This window comes from Magnetovibrio blakemorei, from assembly GCF_001746755.1.
In the GTDB taxonomy this organism is placed as follows: Bacteria; Pseudomonadota; Alphaproteobacteria; order Rhodospirillales; family Magnetovibrionaceae; genus Magnetovibrio; species Magnetovibrio blakemorei.
On sequence record NZ_MCGG01000020.1, the window covers coordinates 1 to 17,878 of the forward strand.

The 17,878-nt window shown below is 58.7% G+C and carries 15 protein-coding genes; 12 read left to right on the plus strand and 3 right to left on the minus strand.

What is annotated here, in order from left to right; genetic code table 11:
- From BEN30_RS06580 to cobN, 4 genes are all read left to right on the plus strand, one after another.
- Positions 1–275: histidine phosphatase family protein (locus tag BEN30_RS06580; protein ID WP_139134892.1), on the plus strand; the 275-nt coding region annotated here is incomplete at its 5' end.
- Between the two features lie 11 nt (positions 276–286).
- Positions 287–823: a bifunctional adenosylcobinamide kinase/adenosylcobinamide-phosphate guanylyltransferase gene (cobU, locus tag BEN30_RS06585; protein WP_069957549.1), complete on the plus strand. Its 537-nt coding sequence runs from the start codon at positions 287–289 to the stop codon at positions 821–823.
- A 16-nt stretch (positions 824–839) separates the two neighbouring features.
- A complete protein-coding gene (cobW, locus tag BEN30_RS06590; RefSeq protein WP_069957550.1) occupies positions 840–1,898 on the plus strand; it encodes a cobalamin biosynthesis protein CobW in 1,059 nt (352 codons plus the stop codon).
- The gene (cobN, locus tag BEN30_RS06595; RefSeq protein WP_069957551.1) at positions 1,898–5,662 is read left to right on the plus strand and encodes a cobaltochelatase subunit CobN; all 3,765 of its coding nucleotides are present in this window, start codon (positions 1,898–1,900) and stop codon (positions 5,660–5,662) included. Before cobW ends, cobN begins: the two co-directional genes overlap by 1 nt.
- Here cobN and cbiB read toward each other — a convergent pair whose 3' ends face one another.
- A complete protein-coding gene (gene cbiB, locus BEN30_RS06600; protein ID WP_069957552.1) occupies positions 5,663–6,673 on the minus strand; it encodes an adenosylcobinamide-phosphate synthase CbiB in 1,011 nt (336 codons plus the stop codon).
- A gap of 170 nt (positions 6,674–6,843) precedes the next feature.
- Here cbiB and BEN30_RS06605 point away from each other — a divergent pair, with 170 nt between their 5' ends.
- From BEN30_RS06605 to cobM, 6 genes are read left to right on the plus strand one after another with little or no spacing between them, the layout of a single operon-like run.
- Positions 6,844–7,881 carry a sirohydrochlorin chelatase gene (locus BEN30_RS06605; RefSeq protein WP_069957553.1) on the plus strand — a complete coding sequence of 346 codons (1,038 nt, stop codon included), beginning with the start codon at positions 6,844–6,846 and terminating at the stop codon, positions 7,879–7,881.
- Between the two features lie 3 nt (positions 7,882–7,884).
- Entirely contained in the window at positions 7,885–8,535 is a 651-nt protein-coding gene (locus BEN30_RS06610; RefSeq protein WP_069957554.1) for a precorrin-8X methylmutase, read from the plus strand.
- A complete protein-coding gene (locus BEN30_RS06615; protein WP_069957555.1) occupies positions 8,536–9,756 on the plus strand; it encodes a bifunctional cobalt-precorrin-7 (C(5))-methyltransferase/cobalt-precorrin-6B (C(15))-methyltransferase in 1,221 nt (406 codons plus the stop codon).
- A complete protein-coding gene (cobJ, locus tag BEN30_RS06620) occupies positions 9,753–12,311 on the plus strand; it encodes a precorrin-3B C(17)-methyltransferase (RefSeq protein WP_084005164.1) in 2,559 nt (852 codons plus the stop codon). Before BEN30_RS06615 ends, cobJ begins: the two co-directional genes overlap by 4 nt.
- A 15-nt stretch (positions 12,312–12,326) precedes the next feature.
- Positions 12,327–13,001: a hypothetical protein gene (locus tag BEN30_RS06625; RefSeq protein ID WP_069957556.1), complete on the plus strand. Its 675-nt coding sequence runs from the start codon at positions 12,327–12,329 to the stop codon at positions 12,999–13,001.
- Between the two features lie 3 nt (positions 13,002–13,004).
- Complete coding sequence (cobM, locus tag BEN30_RS06630; protein WP_069957557.1) at positions 13,005–13,769, plus strand: precorrin-4 C(11)-methyltransferase; 765 nt, start codon at positions 13,005–13,007, stop codon at positions 13,767–13,769.
- A 46-nt stretch (positions 13,770–13,815) separates the two neighbouring features.
- Here the strand turns inward: cobM and BEN30_RS06635 are convergent, their stop codons facing one another.
- Together BEN30_RS06635 and BEN30_RS06640 are read right to left on the minus strand one after the other, a co-directional pair.
- Complete coding sequence (locus BEN30_RS06635) at positions 13,816–14,571, minus strand: cobalt-precorrin-6A reductase (protein ID WP_069957558.1); 756 nt, start codon at positions 14,569–14,571, stop codon at positions 13,816–13,818.
- Complete coding sequence (locus BEN30_RS06640; RefSeq protein WP_069957638.1) at positions 14,568–15,728, minus strand: cobalt-precorrin-5B (C(1))-methyltransferase; 1,161 nt, start codon at positions 15,726–15,728, stop codon at positions 14,568–14,570. Before BEN30_RS06640 ends, BEN30_RS06635 begins: the two co-directional genes overlap by 4 nt.
- Positions 15,729–15,864: 136 nt before the next feature.
- On the opposite strand from BEN30_RS06640, the gene BEN30_RS06645 reads away from it, so the two are divergent.
- Both BEN30_RS06645 and BEN30_RS06650 read left to right on the plus strand, forming a co-directional pair.
- Entirely contained in the window at positions 15,865–16,464 is a 600-nt protein-coding gene (locus tag BEN30_RS06645; protein WP_069957559.1) for an SCO family protein, read from the plus strand.
- An 11-nt stretch (positions 16,465–16,475) separates the two neighbouring features.
- On the plus strand, positions 16,476–17,816 hold the full coding sequence (locus BEN30_RS06650; RefSeq protein ID WP_069957560.1) for a cobyrinate a,c-diamide synthase: 1,341 nt from the start codon (positions 16,476–16,478) through the stop codon (positions 17,814–17,816).
- The last annotated feature ends 62 nt before the right edge of the window (positions 17,817–17,878 follow it).

Here is a 17,878-nt window from a genome sequence, read left to right on the forward strand (position 1 = left end):
CGGAACACGCCAGTGAATGTTTTGCCGATGTCTGCACCCGCGTCGGTGTGCGGCTGGATGCGTTGACACAAGAACTTGGCGGGCAAGACATTGTGTGCGTGGCGCACGCGGGTTCCATTCGCGCCGCCGTTGCGCTGGCTCTGGGGCTGTCCGCCGAAAAGGCCTTGGCGCTGGATGTCAAAAACACTTCCCTGACGCGCTTGGACTACGTGACTGATCGCTTGCGGGTCAAACGCGGCGGTCATTGGCGGGTGGTTGGTTTGAATATGATTTGATAGGATGGCGCATGGTCGATTCCACACACATTTTGCCGCCCTTAACCTTGGTTTTGGGCGGACAGCGTTCGGGCAAAAGCGCCTTTGCGGAAAATCTACTGCAAGGCGGGGCCGTGTATATGGCCACCGGGCATGCCACGGATGACGAAATGATGGAGCGCATTACGGCCCATCAAGAGCGGCGCGGCGAAGGCTGGGTGACGGTTGAAGAGCAGCTTGATTTGGCCCACGCCCTGGACCGGGCACGCAAACTTTACGCCGATAAACCGGTGGTGATCGATAGTCTCGGCATGTGGGTTTCCAATATGTTGCACAAAGGCCGTGCCCCGGTGGTGGAAATTGAGGCCATTGCGCGGGCCATGCATGCCCATCCGGCCCCGGTGATTGTGGTCAGCGAAGAAGTGGGCTTGGGCGTGATCCCCATGAACGCTTTAGCGCGATCTTTTGTTGACGCGCTGGGCATTGTGAACCAAATAACAGCGGCCGAAGCCGACCGGGTTGTGCTGGTTGTCGCCGGATTGCCTCAAACGCTTAAAAACAACGCTTAAAGGACACCTCCTCCTCATGTCTTCTGCGCCCACCTTGACCAAGATTCCCGCCACCGTCATCACCGGATTTTTAGGTGCGGGCAAAACCACCTTGATCCGCCATATGTTGGAACACGCGGGCGGCAAGCGCATCGCACTGATCATCAACGAATTTGGCGACTTGGGCATCGACCGTCAAATCGTCAACGGTTGCGGCATTGAAGGCTGTGATGAAAACGATGTGGTGGAACTGGCCAATGGGTGCATTTGTTGCACCGTGGCGGACGATTTTCTGCCCGTCATCGAAGCCCTGGTGAACCGTGCCACGCCGCCCGATCACATCGTCATTGAGACGTCGGGCTTGGCCTTGCCCAAGCCCTTGATCCGCGCTTTCAATTGGCCGGAAATCAAAACCCGCGTGACCGTGGACGGGGTGGTGGCGGTGGTCGACGGGCCGGGGCTTGCCAGCGGTCAATTTGCCGAAAACCTGCCCGCCATCGAAGCCCAACGCCAAGCCGACGACAATCTGGATCACGAAAACCCCCTGGAAGAAGTCTTCACCGATCAACTGCTGTGCGCCGACATGGTGTTGCTGAACAAAGCCGATTTGATTGGAGAGGCCGAAGTGGCGCGCCTCACAACCGAGCTGATGGCGCAACTGCGCCCCGGTGTGCATGTGGTGGCGACGTCCCACGGCAACGTCGGCGTAAACGTGCTGCTGGGTCTGGGCGCGGGCGCGGAAGACGATTTGGACGCCCGTCCCTCGCATCACGAATTGGAAGGCGAGGACCACGACCACGATGATTTCGAAAGCTTTGTCGTTGAAGTCTCCGTGCAAACTGATCCGGCGCAATTGGAAGCCCAGCTGATTCATCTGGTCGAAACCCACAATGTTTTGCGCATCAAGGGCTTTGTCGAAGTCCTCGGCAAACCCATGCGCCACGTGGTGCAGGGCGTGGGTACGCGCTTTACCCGCTATTTTGACCGCGCTTGGCGTGCTGGCGAAGACCGTCAGGGGCGCTTGGTGGTGATCGGCCAAACCGGGCTGGACCGCGCCGCGATTATCCAAGCCCTTGCGGTTGAAAGTGCCGCCTGATGCATCTTCTTGCGGCCCAACCGGGAAGCGTTCAGGACGGTTCTGAAGCCGTAGACCTGGGCCAGCTGCCCGGCGACATCTTGGTGATTTCGGCCGCCGATACGGAGATTTCGGCGCTGGCGCTGGCTCGGCGTCAGGCCGTTGAAGCGAACGGGGGCGAAAAGGATTTCCCGACCCTGCGTCTCGCCAACATGCTGCATCTGGGCCACAACATGTCGGTGGATTTGTATGTGGACTCCATTGTCCGTCACGCCAAGTTGGTGGTGGTGCGGGTGCTGGGCGGGCGCGGCTATTGGCCTTATGGCATCGATGAAGTGGTGGCGGCGTGTCAGAGCGCCCACATTCCCGTCGCCATCTTGCCCGGTGACGATCAACCTGATGCGGAACTGGCCGGGCTGTGCACGCTGAATGCCCAAGACACTCACCGTCTGTGGCAATACTTGGTGCTGGGCGGGCCGGACAATGCCCGTGGGTTCATCGATTGCACAGCAAAAATAGTCGGCTATGCAGTGGACTGTGTTGAGCCCTGTCCCGTGCTTCCGGCGGGGCTCTATTGGCCGGGCCAACCCGGTGCAGCGGTGTCCGATATCAAATACAACTTGTGGCGGGAAGGCCTGCCCATCGTTCCGGTGATTTTTTATCGCGCCCTGTTTCTCAGCTCAAACCTAGCCGTGATCGACGATTTATTTGACGAACTGCAATTCGCGGGTCTCAACCCATTGCCCATTTATGTGGCCAGTCTCAAAGACCCGGTCAGCCAAGCCACCGTCAGCCAGCTGTTGAAGGAGTCTGACGACGGTGATGTTTTGCGCCTCGGTTGCGTGCTCAACACCACCGGGTTTTCCGCCAGCAGCCCCGGATCTTCGCGGGTTTCCGCCCCGTGGGATGCATATGATGTGACCGTGTTGCAAGTGATTTTGTCGGGCGGCCATGCCCAGACTTGGACGGACAACGCCTGGGGTCTGGGGCCGCGCGACATCGCCATGAACGTGGCCCTGCCCGAAGTCGATGGCCGCATCATCAGCCGCGCCATTTCGTTTAAAGATTTATCCGAACGCGATGACGCCACCCAATGCGACTTGGTGCGTTATAAGCCGATAGCGGACCGGGTGCACTTTGTCGCCCAACTGGCGAAGCGCTGGGCGTGGCTGCGCACCCAAGACAATGATTTTAAGCGGGTCGCCATCGTGTTGGCCAATTACCCCAACAAGGACGCCCGCTTAGGGAACGGTGTGGGGCTCGATACGCCCGCGGGCATCATCAACACATTGCATGCGATGCAAAAGGCTGGATTTGATGTGGATGATATCCCTTCGGATGGCAACGCGCTGATTGAACGCCTCAAGGCCGGGCCGACCAATGCCCACAAGGCCGCCAACATTGAAGCCGCCGAAGTGACGCTGAGCCTTGAAGCCTACCAAGGTTACTTTGAGTCTTTGCCGGAAACAGTGCAGGACCGGGTCATCAAACAATGGGGCACTCCCGAAACGGACCCGTTCATGCGCGGTGATGGAAGCTTCGCCATTTCGGTGTTCCTGTGCGGCGAAGTTGCCATCGGTTTGCAGCCCGCACGCGGCTACAACATCGATCCGCAAAAGACCTATCACGACCCGGACTTGGTGCCGCCGCATGGATATTTGGCGTTTTACGCCTGGCTGCGCGATGAATTTGATACAGACGTGATCGTGCACTTTGGCAAACACGGCAATTTGGAATGGCTGCCGGGCAAGGCCGTGGCGCTGAGTTCGGACTGTTTCAGCGAGGCCGCCTTGGGGCCCATGGCGCATCTTTATCCGTTTATCGTCAACGATCCCGGCGAAGGCACCCAGGCCAAGCGCCGCGCCCAAGCGGTTATCATCGATCACTTAACGCCGCCCTTGGCGCGCGCCGAAAGTTATGGCCCGCTGCGTCATTTGGAGCAGTTGGTGGATGAATACTTCGAAGCGTCGGGGACAGATCCGCGTCGCACCAAGGTGCTGAAACGCGATATTTTGGAACTCTGTCACGTCACCGGATTGGCCCAAGACGCGGGCATGGTCGAAGACGCGTCCGAAGACGAACGTTTGGCGACCTTGGACGCTTATTTGTGCGAATTGAAAGAAATGCAAATTCGCGACGGGCTGCACATTTTTGGCAACGCGCCCCAGGCCGACTTGTTGGATGCCCTGTTGGTGGCGTTGGTGCGGGTGTCGCGGGGCACCAACCCCAAAGACGCGTCGCTCATACGCGCCTTGGCCGAAGATTTGGCCCTCAATTTTGATCCGCTGGATTGCAACATGGCTGAGCCTTGGGCCGGGCCGAAACCAAAAGCATTGCAAGGTATGCATGAGCCGTGGCGGACCGCTGGCGACACGGTTGAGCGGTTGGAAAGTCTGGCCTTGGCGCTGGTGAAGGGCGACACCCTCTGCGGGCCAGAATGGACCCGCACGACAGCCGTCATGACGGAGATCGAAACCCGCATTCGCCCCGCCGTCGAAGCCTGCGGCGAAGCGGAAATCCAAGGCATCGTACGCGGCCTTGAAGGACGATTTGTTGAGCCGGGCCCGTCCGGCGCACCCACCCGTGGACGCCCCGACGTGCTGCCCACCGGGCGCAATTTTTACAGTGTCGATACCCGCGCGGTGCCCACCCCGGCGGCGTGGACCCTGGGCTGGAAGTCGGCGGGATTGGTGCTGGACGCACATCTGCAAGCCCATGGCGAATGGCCGAAAACCATGGCGGTGACGGCCTGGGGTACGTCCAACATGCGCACCGGCGGCGACGACATTGCCCAAGCCCTGGCTTTGATGGGGGTGCGCCCCACATGGGATGCGTCGTCACGCCGGGTCACAGGTTTTGAAGTCATGCCCATCGACGTTTTGGGGCGCCCCCGCGTTGACGTGACACTGCGCATATCGGGCTTTTTCCGCGATGCCTTTCCGGGCCTGATTGACCTGTTCGACAGCGCCGTGCGCGCCGTCGCTCAGTTGGATGAAAACGCGGCGCAGAACCCCTTAGCAGCCAAGGTAACAGCAGAAATTGATGAACTCATAGCAAGCGGTGTAGAAAGCTCGGAAGCCTCCCGCCGGGCGGGCTTTCGCGTCTTTGGCTCCATGCCGGGGGCCTACGGCGCAGGCTTGCAAGCGTTGATGGACGAAAAGGGCTGGCAGACCGATGCCGACTTGGCTAAGGCTTACGTGGCGTGGGGCGGTTATGCCTATGGCGCGGGGGCCGAAGGCGAAGCCCGTCACGGTCTGTTCGAAACGCGCCTGAAAGCGGTTCAAGCGGTGGTGCAAAATCAAGACAATCGTGAGCACGACTTGTTGGATTCGGACGACTATTATCAGTTTGAAGGCGGCATCACCGCCGCCGTGCGGGTGCTTTCGGGCCATCAGCCCGCCACCTGGCACGTGGACACGTCGCGCCCCGACATCCCCAAGGCCCGCACCTTGGAAGACGAAATCGGCCGCGTGGTGCGTGCCCGCGTGGTCAATCCAAAATGGATCGCCGGGGTGATGCGCCACGGTTACAAGGGCGCGTTTGAGATGGCCGCGACGGTGGATTATTTGGTGTCGTTTGCGGCGACCGCACATTGCGTCAAGGATCACCATTTTGACGCCGTGTTCCAGGCCTATCTGGACGATGAAACCGTGCAAGATTTTTTACGCGCCAACAACCCAGATGCGTTGCGCGACATGGCCGCACGGCTTATCGAAGCCCAAGATCGGGGGCTGTGGACATCACGGCTGAATTCCACCCGCGCACTATTGGATAGCTTGCTTTAGTTAAGTGCCGATACCAAAGCGAAACAGCGCCACCACCGCCACCATCAAAGCATTGACCAAACACGCGACCATATACAGATAAAGCGCCCGGTCGATGTCTTGTGCGCTGGCATTTGGCGTGCCGCCCCCCATCCACGGCGCGTCGGCGGTGTGGTGCGGATAAACCCGCGGCCCTGCCAGTTTGAGGCCCAAGGCCCCGGCCATGGCGGCTTCTGGCCATCCGGCGTTGGGCGAATTGTGTTTCGACGCATCGCGCCACATCACGCCAAAAGCCTTCAGCGGCTTGCCGTGGGGGGCAAAGGCGGCGGCAATGGTGAAAATCAGCCCCGCCAAGCGCGCCGGGACCAAATTCAACACATCGTCCAACTTCGCCGCGGTAAAGCCAAAGGCCCGGTATTTGTCGTTTTTGTAGCCAATCATGGAATCGAGGGTGTTGACCGTTTTGTAAACCAGCAAGCCCGGAAACCCGAACAGCACGTACCAAAACACTGGAGCCACCACCCCGTCGGAGAAATTTTCCGCCAAACTTTCAATGGCGGCGCGGCAAACACCGGGCTCGTCCAACTTTGACGGGTCCCGGCCAACGATTTGCGAAACCGCGGTGCGTCCACTTTCGACGCCTTCACCGTTGAGCGCCAAATAGACCCGGCGCACCGCGGTGTAGAGTTCACGCTGGGCCAGAAGCGCAATCAACAAAAACAATTCCACCGCCCAGCCAAAATCGTGGTGAAAGGTCAGCCACTGCACCGCCCATCCGACGCTGCCTGCGAGCACGACCATCGAGATAACCGTGAGGGCACCCCTGAGCGCGCGGTCCATCTGGCCCCGATGGGCGCGGTTCAACTTGCGATCAAACCAGCCAATGACCCGTCCGATGAGCACCACCGGGTGGGGCAAAATCTTAAACACCGGACCCATACCGCCCAGGGCCGCATCCAGCACCAAAGCCAGAATCAGCAAGATAAAGGGGTCGAACGCGGCGTTTGCGTTGGCGGCGCCAAAGATAAACATGGCGGCAGTTTAGCGTCTGGGAGATGAGAGAAGAATTAAAATTGTGCACTGCGGCGCAAAGGCTTATAAACACGGTTCATCAAAAACGGACCCGGCAGACGGAGGCGATGACCACCTGCACCGTTTTTTAAACGCACGAAGGCCATGACCAGCGTAAGGAAACTCCCCCTATGTCCTCCTCTCTTCCGTCTATTATGATTTGCGGCCACGGCTCCCGCGACAAAGGTGCCGTCGAAGAATTCAATCAATTGGCCGTGCGCATCCAAGAACGCCTGCCCGAGCACCATGTGGAAAGCGGCTTTTTGGAATTTGCCACGCCGATCATCCGCACCGGACTGGATAAACTGCGCGACGCGGGGGCTAAAAAAATTGTTTGCTTGCCGGGCATGTTGTTTGCTGCGGGCCACGTGAAAAACGATTTGCCGTCGGAAGTGAACAATTACGCCGCCGAAAATGCCGATGCAAATGGGGGTCTGGAGATGATTTATGCCCCTGACTTGGGCATTGATCCGGGGCTTTTGGAAGCCGCCAAGCAGCGTATTGAAGAAGCCCTGGAGGCGGCCGGAGACGGCGTGGCGATGGCAGACACCTTATTGTTGGTGGTCGGACGCGGCACCAACGATTCGGATGCCAATTCCAACGTCGCCAAAGTCACCCGCATGTTGTGGGAAGGCTTACAGGTCGGCTGGGCGGAAACGGCCTATTCCGGGGTTGCTTTTCCGTTGGTGGATCAAGCTTTGCAACGAGTCACCAAAATGGGTTTCAAGCGCATCGTGGTGTTTCCGTACTTTTTGTTTTCGGGCATTTTGGTGACACGTATCTACGATTGGGCCGATGCCGCCGGGGCTGCGAATCCGGGCGTTGAAATCATCAAGGCCTCGTACCTGAACGATCATCCCAAAGTCATCGACGCCTTTTTGGGCCGTATGCAAGACGCGTTGAACGGCACCGGGGCGATGAATTGCCAGTTGTGCAAGTACCGGGAACAGATCATCGGCCATGAGCACGACCAAGGGGCGGCGCAAGTCGGCCATCATCACCATGTTCAAGGCATCGGCACCGAAGACAATGCCCAGGACCGAGGTGTGCATCATGGGCACGGGCATCATCACAATCATGCGCACGGTCATAGTCACAGCCACGATCATGGTCACGAACACGCTCACGGACACGCTCACGGGCATGCTCACGGAGATGCGGAGGCTTAAGGTATGTCGTCTTCGCGGTTTGATTACATCCACGACCCCAATGCCATTTCCCGCGAAAGCTTTGTGCGTATTCGCGCCGAAGCGGAGCTCGGTCATCTGCCGGGCTTGATGCGGGCGGTGGCGGAACGGGTGGTGCATGCGACCGCGCTTCTTGAGGCCGCCGATCATTTGCGCTTTAGCGATGAAGCCGCCGAACGCACCCGCGAAGCCTTGCAGGCGGGCGCGCCCATTTTGGTCGATGCCCACATGGTGGCGCGCGGCATCACGCGGCGGTTTTTGCCCGCAAATAACGCCGTGATTTGCGCTTTGGATGACGACGGGGTGGCCGAAGAAGCCAAAGCCCGTGGTGAAACCCGTTCGGCCATCGCGGTGGAACGCTGGGCCACGCATTTGGCCCATCCGGGCGGTGCCGTGTGCGTGTTCGGCAACGCCCCAACGGCGCTATTTCGGCTGCTGGAAATGGTTTTGGACGGCGCACCCAAACCCGCCGCCATCTTGGGCTTTCCGGTGGGCTTCGTGGGCGCTGCGGAAAGCAAGCAGGCTTTGTTTGAAAGTGCTTTGGATGTTCCCGTCATCACCATGGTGGGCCGTCTGGGCGGTAGTGCCGTGGCGGCCGGGGCGGTAAACGCCATTGCGTTGGGGGAGAATCCATAAATGCTCATCACCGTAATCGGCATCGGCGACGATGGCCTCATGGGGCTGACGCCCACGGCTAAGACTTTGGTGGATGGAGCCGAAGTTTTGGTCGGCGGCGAACGCCATTTGGCCAAAGCCCCCGATGTTCAGGCCGAACGCTTCGATTGGTCCTTGGGCTTTGAGGCCACCTTGGATAAAATGGCCGATCTGGCGGACAAGCGCATCGTTGTGCTGGCATCCGGCGATCCGCTTTATTTTGGTGTGGGCGCAACGTTGATCCGGCGTTTTGGCGCGGAAAACGTGTTTGTGCTACCGGCGCCCGGTTCCGTCAGTTTGGCTTGCGCGCGCATGGGCTGGTCAATCCCCGATGTTCAAGTGGTGACCATTCACGGGCGGGCACTGGAAAATTTAAGCCTTCATGTGACGCCGGGTGCTCGCCTGATTGTGCTGTCGCGCGACGGTGATAGCCCTAGCGAAGTGGCTGAGTTGCTGACCAGCAAAGGTTTTGGCCCCACCCGCATAACCGTTTTGGAACAGTTGGGCGGCGCGGACGAAGCGCGCCATGACGGGGTGGCGGAAAGCTGGCCAAACGAAACAAGGGCGCATCTCAATATTATCGCTCTGGACTGCGTTGGCGGGCCCAACGCCAAGCCCCTTTCGCGTCTGGCAGGCTTGCCCGACGATGTATTTGAACACGACGGCCAAATCACCAAGCGTGAAGTCCGCGCTGTCACTTTGGCGCGCTTGGCCCCGTTGCCGGGTGAAGTGCTGTGGGACGTGGGTGCGGGGGCCGGGTCCATTGCCATTGAGTGGATGCGCACGGACAGATCGTGCACCGCCATCGCCATCGAGCGCGATGGGGATCGGGCCGCGTGTATTGCGCGCAACGCCAACTCCTTGGGTGTGCCGCGCTTGAAAATTGACTGTGCAGATGCTCAGGATGCGCTTGTGTCCCTCGCTGGTGCCCCTGATGCTGTGTTTGTCGGCGGCGGTGTGGGCGTGCCTGGGTTGCTGATAAAGGCCTGGAATCGCATACAACCCGGCGGGAGATTGGTGGCAAACGCCGTGACCGCCGAAGGCGCTGCCGAACTGCTTAAAATGAAACAAGTTCATGGCGGTGAGCTTATTCAGATATCCATCGCTCGTAATGAAAATAAAAATAAAGATATAACCTTATTCGAAAATATGCGCACGGTGACCCAGTACTGTGCCATTAAGCCTTTGGAAACAAAAGCATGAAGAGAAGCAAAGAGGACTTGGCGCCGGGCAAATTGATCGGCGTCGGCATGGGGCCCGGTGCGCCCGACTTAATGACGGTGCGCGCCCGCCAAGTGGTGGAAAACGCCTCAGTGGTGGCACACATGCACGCCGAGGGTAAAGCTGGCATCGCTTTAGGAATCGCCAAACCGTTCTTGCGCGCCGATGTGCACATCCTTTCGGTGCCCGTGCCCATGGATGCGTCCAATGCGGATCGTCAACGGTGTTATGACGCCGCCATGCCTGAATTTCGCGGCGAATTGGAACAAGGTCATGACGTTGTCTTTTTATGTGAAGGCGACAGCTTGTTTTACGGTTCGTTCCAATACGTGCAAGAGCGCCTGATCGAAGATTACGCCGTTGAAATTGTGCCCGGAGTGACGTCGTTGCAAGCGTGTAGCGCGGCTGTGAACTTGGCTTTGACCCGCGGCGATGAAACTTTCCACGTGTTGCCCGCAACCCTGCCTGCGGGCGCGCTTGCGGCGCGCCTGCGCGATCGCCACGCCAGCATCGCGCTGATGAAAATTGGACGCCACGCCGGCAAGGTTAAGCGGGTTCTGGCGGCGACGGGGCGCTTGACAGATGCCGAATGGGTCGAAAAAGCCAGCACGCCAGAGCAGAAAACCGCAAAATTCAGCACCGTTGAAGGCAAAACCAGCTACTTTTCCATGGTGCTGTCCCCGGCGCGTCGCATCGACGTCCTCGACAACGTCGCGGCGGGCGCGGTGGTGTTGTGCTTGAACGCGGCAGGTTTGCAAACGGCAAAAGACCTTAAACAAGCCTTGCCCGGCGCCAGCCTGTGGGGCCGTGAAGGGCGCATCGCGGCGGCTGACGTTGATCGGCTTTATGCGGATACGGCAGAAACCTTGCGTGATTTGTACCGCCAGGGCACGCCCATGGTGGCGGTTATGTCGACGGGCATCGTTTTGCGCACGTTGGCGCCACTTCTCGTGGAAAAGCGTCTCGAGCCGCCGGTGGTCGCCGTTTCTTCGGACGGTGCGTTTGCCGTGCCGCTGTTGGGTGGACACAGAGGCGCCAATCGTTTGGCCCAAGCCATCGCTGAAGCCAGTTTTGGCTTTGCCGCCATCACCACGGCGGGCGATGTAAGCCTGGGTGTGGCGCTCGATGAGCCACCTTTTGGCTGGACCGTGGCGAACCCCGAACGCGCCAAAGACGTTGCGGCGGCGTTGTTGAACGGAGATGAAGTGGGCCTTGAAGCCGACAGTGGTGATATAAGTTGGCTCGAACCTGCCGGATTTACCTCCGGCGCTCCGGTTGGTGTGCGCGTCACCCACTCGTCTCTCACGTCTGACGCCTCTTTGGTGCTGAACCCGCCCACCTTGACCCTGGGTGTGGGCTGTGAACGGGGTTGCGATGGTGCGGAATTGGCTCAACTTGTTAATGCTACTTTGGTGCAAGAAAATATATCTAAAAATTCAATCGCCTGTGTGGCCTCCATCGATGTGAAATCCGATGAAGCGGCGATCTTGGATTTGGCGCAGAATTTGGGCGTTCCGGCACGCTTTTTCACCCCAACTGAGTTGGAAAATTTCGCCCCTCATCTGCAAAATCCATCCGACATTGTGTTCGCGGAAGTCGGTTGTCATGGGGTGGCAGAGGGCGCGGCGCTGGCGGCGAGCGCGGGCGGAACGCTGTTGGTGGCCAAGCACAAATCTCGTCGCGCCACCTGCGCTGTGGGTCTCAACCCCCAAGGGGTGAAGCCGTTGAGCGTCGGAAAAGGTCGGGGTCGGTTGTTTGTTTTGGGCATTGGACCGGGAACCGACGCTTGGCGCACCCCGAAAGTCACCAACTTGATCAGCCAAGTCAGCGATGTGGTGGGCTACGGCTTTTACCTGGATTTGATTGAAGACCTGATCAAGGGCAAAACCCGCCATACGTCGATTTTGTCGGAAGAAGAAGCCCGCGTGCGCCAGGCGTTGGAGTTGGCGGCCGAAGGCAAAGACGTGGCGTTGATCAGTTCCGGCGATATTGGCATTTATGCCATGGCGACGTTGGTGTTTGAATTGCTGGATCGGGAAAACCGAGAGGACTGGAACAGGCTTTATATCCAAGTTGAACCCGGCATCAGTGCCTTTCAGGCCGCTGCGGCGCGCATCGGTGCCCCGGTTGGCCATGATTTCTGCCTGATTTCCCTGTCCGATCTGCTGACGCCTTGGGACGTCATCGAACGGCGCTTGAAAGCGGCGGCCCAAGGCGGCTTTGTGGTTTCGTTTTACAACCCGGTGTCGAAGCGACGGCGCACCCAACTGGCCCAGGCCCGCGATATCTTGCTCACCCATCGCCGTCCCGACACGCCCGTGGTGTTGGCCCGTCAATTGGGTCGCGCGGACGAAAAAATCGACGTGATCACCTTGGCGGAATTGACTCCGGACCATGCCGATATGCTGACGCTGGTGATGGTTGGCGGCGAGGACACGCGCTTGATTGAGCGCGGGCAAAATCGCTGGGTGTATACGCCGCGCGGTTATGGGGGCAAGATGGATACGAATTTAAACGGCGCAAAGCGCGTCCCTTAAAGGATAATTTGATCTATGATCTCACGAAAAGCCATCGCGACAGGATTGGCGGTCTTGTGTTTTTCCTCAACCGGATGGGCACAAAGCACGTCTGAGGTGATCCGCGATTCTGTGTTCAGAGACATTGAACGGCGCATCATCAGCGAACATTACGGCGTCAAATTAGAAGATATTGACGCAAGAACCGGTATGCCGAAATGGGCGGTAAAATCGTCGCGCGATGGCGAAGACGATCAAGACGATGAGGACAAAGACGAACAGAAAAACGGCAAGGGTAAAGACAAGGACAAGCATAAAAGTAAAGGTCAGGACAAGGGTCTGCCTCCGGGCTTGGCCAAGCGCAGCTCTTTACCGCCGGGCTTGCAAAAGCAGTATGACAAAAATGGCCGTCTGCCGCCGGGTTTGGCCAAGCGCGATTTACCCGATGACTTGCGTTCTAAGCTTCCTCGTCGCGTTGAAAACCAAGACGTGGTGGAGGTCGGAAACGATGTGGTCCTGATTGACCGGGCTACGGGCGTAATTCTCGACACCATATTGGGTGTGCTAAACGGTCGTTCCTCAACGACGCCGGGGTCAACCTCTGGACAGTTCCTTTTGCCCGATCCGGGTCCGCAAAATTCCGTCAATACCGGGGCGGAGCCGCAAAGTGCCATGGGGCGCTTTTTTAGAAATATTTTTGGAGGCCAATAGCCGATGACTGTCCACTTTATCGGTGCCGGACCCGGCGCACCGGATTTGATTACGGTGCGAGCCCTCAACTTGATCAAAAGCTGTCCGGTGGTGTTGTACGCCGGGTCTCTGGTGCCCCGCGAAATTGTGGACCAAGCCAGTGCAAACGCCCGCGTCATCGACACCGCCCCCCTGCATTTGGATGAAATCATCGACGAAATGCAAGCCGCCCACGCCAACGGCCAAGATGTGGCGCGGGTGCATTCCGGTGATCCATCCATTTATGGGGCCATCGCGGAACAAATGCGCCGCTTGGACGCCTTGGGCATCGATTACGACGTAACGCCCGGCGTGCCTGCATTCGCCGCCGCCGCCGCGCTGTTGAAACGGGAATTGACCCTGCCCGATATCAGCCAGTCCATCGTTTTGACCCGCACTTCGGTGCGCGCCAGCTCCATGCCCGAAGGCGAAACCCTGGAAAACTTCGCCAAAACCGGCGCGACTCTGGCGGTGCATCTTTCGGTCAACAACTTAGGCCCGGTGATCAAGCAGCTCAGCCCCTATTATGGCGCAGACTGTCCGGTTGCGGTGGTCTATCGCGCCAGCTGGCCGGACGAGGCGGTGGTGACGGGCACCTTGGCCGATATCCGTCCCAAAGTGAAGGAAGCGGGCTTCACCCGTACTGCCCTGATTTTGGTTGGTCGGGTGTTGGGAGCGGAAGCGTTCACCGACAGCAAGCTCTACAACGCCGCACACAGCCACGTCTTGCGCGAATCGAAGTCTTTGTAATTCATGCATAATTTAAGCGCAAAGAAATAAACGTTATTTCATAATCTTATTTTATGGCGATATGGTCGTTCAGCCACTGCACCGCTGCGGCGACGGAGTGCGCCCGTTCGCCGTCCGTCGGCGGCGGGCGGCGGATCAGCACGATGCGCGCGCCAACCTGTGCGGCGGCATCGATTTTGCTGCGGGTGGCGTCGCCGCCGCTGGCTTTGCTGACCAAGGTGTCGATCTTGTGCCCCCGCATCAGGGCCACTTCGTCCTCCACAGCAAAGGGCGGACGGCCATAAACGAACGTAGCGTTTTCAAGAGCCTCTGAGGGGACCGATGGGGCCAGCAAACGCACCAGCAAATGAACATTTGCAAGACCGTTAAAAGCCTCCAAGTGTTTGCGTCCGATGGTGATAAACGCTGCGCTAGAGGTGCGCGCCACCAGCCGGGCGGCCTCTTCGGCATCGGGCACAAACACCACATCAGTATCTTCGGGTAAGCTCCACGAGGGACGATCCAGATGCAGACACGGAACGCTGGCTGCCAGACAGGCCCAAGCGGCATTGCGGGTTATTTGGGTAGCGAAGGGATGGGTGGCATCAATGACGGCCAAGATACCTTGGTGGCGGAGAAATTCAGCCAAACCCTCAGCCCCACCAAAAGAGCCGATGCGTACCCGATACGGCAGCTCAGTGGGCTTATCGGTGACCCCGGAAAGGGCGATGGTCACATCCAAATCCGGGCGTTGTTCAGACAGGGCTGCGGCCAATTGGACGGCCTCGGCAGTGCCACCGAGAATGAGAATGGGGGCGCTCATGACGACATTTCGGGGGCTTGGATGAGACCGATGCGCTGGCCCTTGCGGTCATAAATCCACACCTCAACGTCTGTGCCCCCGGCCAAAGTCGCCAAGGCCACTTCGCGGGCTTGGCGGGCGATGATGGCGGCCAACAAATCGGACCGATCGCCGGCCAGCTCCAAAACCCGCTGCGCCGTGATGGCGGTGCGGGACTCGTGAACCGCTTCGGGTGAGCCGCCAACGGATTTGAGCAAAGCCGATAAACGCGCAAAATCAATTTGGGAACGGGCAGAATGCAAATCCATCGCCCCTTGGGCCAGTTTGGCGATTTTCGCAAAACCGCCGGCAATGGTGAGACGTTCTATGGGATGTGAGCGCACGTACTTGAGCAGCCCCCCGGCAAAATCGCCCATATCGATGAGCGCTTCTTCGGGCAGGGCCAACAGGGCATTGGCAGCTTGTTCGGAGGTGCGCCCTGTCGACGCCAACACGTGGGTGAAGTTTTGGGCGCGGGCCACGTCAATGCCGCGATGAATGGAATGAATCCAGCTGGAACACGAAAACGGCACCACAATTCCGGTGGTGCCCAGAACCGAAAGGCCGCCAATGATGCCCAAGCGGCTGTTCATGGTTTTTTTGGAAGCCTCAAGGCCACCGGGAATGGAAAGGGTGACTTCCACGTCGGGGAGGGGGGCGCTCAACGTGACATCGTCACGGCGTTGAACGCCCAGGGCCACACTCACCAGGGCATCGGCGATTTGCTGGCGGGGTCCGGGGTTGATGGCGGGCTCACCGGGGGGTAGTGGCAGCCCCTCAAGGGTGACCGTACCCACGCCGTCTCCGGCAAAAAATTGAAGGCCTGTGCCCGCTGCGCCCAAACGCACTTCGGCGATAACTTCCAGGCCATGGGTCACATCGGGGTCGTCTCCGGCATCCTTGATAATGCCGGCACGGGCAAAATCGTCGGCCAAAACGTGGGTGTGCAGATGAAATGTTGGCGTTTCGCCCCGTGGCAAACGAATGGTAACAGAGGTGTCGAAGTGTCGGGTCAAAAGGGCGCGATACGCCGCCGCCGCAGAAGCCGCCGCGCATGCGCCCGTCGTCCACCCTTTGCGCAAAGGACGTTCGGTGGGCTTTCGCCCGGAAGGAGAAGGCTCTTGGGACGGATTTTTCATCATGGGTTACTGTAATCTTGGAGATGGGCTCGGGCAACGCTAGACTGGTGCGCCCGCTTGACCCTTGCGATAGAGGGCTATGGCTCGTATTGTTGGCGCCGTAAAATGAATAGCAGAGACACGTCAGGGATATATTATGAAACGCATTGCATTAATCGCCGTCGCCGCATTGATATTTGTCGTCGTCGCGACGGTCGGCCGTTTTTATTTATTGGGCGATCCCGAATCGGGTTCTGCCAGCGTTGGAACGGTCAGCATTGGTGGCCCGTTCACCCTGACCGATCAAACGGGCAAAGTGGTCACGGATGCGGATTTCAGCGGCAAGTATATGCTGATTTACTTTGGCTATACGTATTGCCCTGATGTGTGTCCGACGTCGCTCAGCATCATGTCCGACGCCTTGGATCAGTTGAGCCCGGCAGAGCTGGATAAAGTTGTGCCGATCTTCATTTCCATCGACCCGGAGCGCGATACCTCTGCCGCTTTGGCCGATTTTGTACCGCACTTTCACAACAAGTTGGTGGGCCTCTCGGGCACGCCGGAACAAACCAAAGCGGTGGCGCGGGCTTATAAAGCTTACTTCGCCAAGGTGAGTGGTGAAGATAAGGGCGACGCCTATACAATGGACCACAGTTCCATCACCTATCTGATGGGGCCGGACGGAAAATACGTCGCGCATTTCAGTCACGGCACCAAGGCCGATGTGATGGCAAAACGCTTGGCTGAGATCCTCTAGGAGCACCTTGCATGCCCGCAGAGAACATCAAACAAAAGCTGGTTAAGGGCCTGATCATTGCCGCACCGTCGTCGGGGAGCGGCAAAACCGTGGTGACGTTGGGGATCTTGGCTCATCTCAAAGCCATCGGCGTGCGCGTGGCATCCCTGAAATCGGGTCCTGATTATATTGATCCGGCTTTTCATGCCCAAGCCACGGGGCGCGATTGCCTGAACATTGATGGCTGGGCGATGCGCAGCCAAACCCTGACGTCGGCGGCGGTCTTTGCGGGCAAAGACACCGAATTGGTCATTTGTGAAGGCGTTATGGGTTTGTTTGACGGTGCCACCTTGCACGAAGGCTCGACGGCTGATATTGCCGAAACGTCTGGCTGGCCGATCGTGTTGGTGGTCGATAGTCGCGCACAGGGGGCTTCGGCGGCGGCATTGGTCAAGGGTTTTGACACCTTTCGCGACAACGTGCGCATTGCCGGCGTGATTTTCAATCGGGTCGGAAGTGAACGCCATCAGCGGGTGATCCGCGAAGCCATGGCCGAAGCCGCCCCCCACATTCCCGTACTCGGCATGATTCCGATGGAACCGGGGCTGGAATTGCCGTCACGCCATCTGGGTTTGATTCAAGCGGTAGAGCATCCGTCCCTGGCGGGATTGATGGCTCATGCAGGCAACGTGATGGGCCGCTACGTGGACATCCCCGCCTTGCGCGCCCTGGCCCGCGATTGGTCGGTCCAAGGGGAGATGAAACCGCTCCCCCCCCTGGGGCAAAACATTGCGGTGGCCCGTGATGAAGCGTTTGCCTTTGCCTATCCAATGGTTTTGCAGGGCTGGCGCAATCAAGGAGCTTCGATCAGCTTTTTTTCTCCATTGGACGACCAGACTCCGGATGCCGACGCGGATGCCGTCTATTTGCCCGGAGGTTATCCGGAATTGCACGCCTATCGCCTGGCCAGTGCTGATCGTTTTATGCAAGGTCTAAGAGATGCCGCCAAGCGCGGCGCCGTCGTTTATGGCGAGTGCGGCGGTTACATGGTTTTGGGCCGTGGCATGCAGGACGCCGATGGCACCACCCACGCCATGGCGGGGCTGTTGCCCTTGGGCACGTCTTTTGAGACGCGCAAACTGCACTTGGGCTATCGCCGTTTGGTGCTTATCGCCGAAACGCCCTTGGGGCGAATCCACGAAAGCTGTCGGGGCCACGAATTTCACTACGCCACCCTCACCAATGAAGGCCCGGGAGAGCACTTATTTGAAGCCAAAGACGCCGATGGCGGTAAAATCGGGCGGATGGGCTTGGCGCACAAGAATGTATTCGGCTCCTTCGTGCATCTCATTGACCGTGAAGTAAAGTCCTGAATTTAGGTGTAAATTGAAGGCTGCTGCGGGAAATTGTATTGTGCAGTGCAGCATTTATTTTG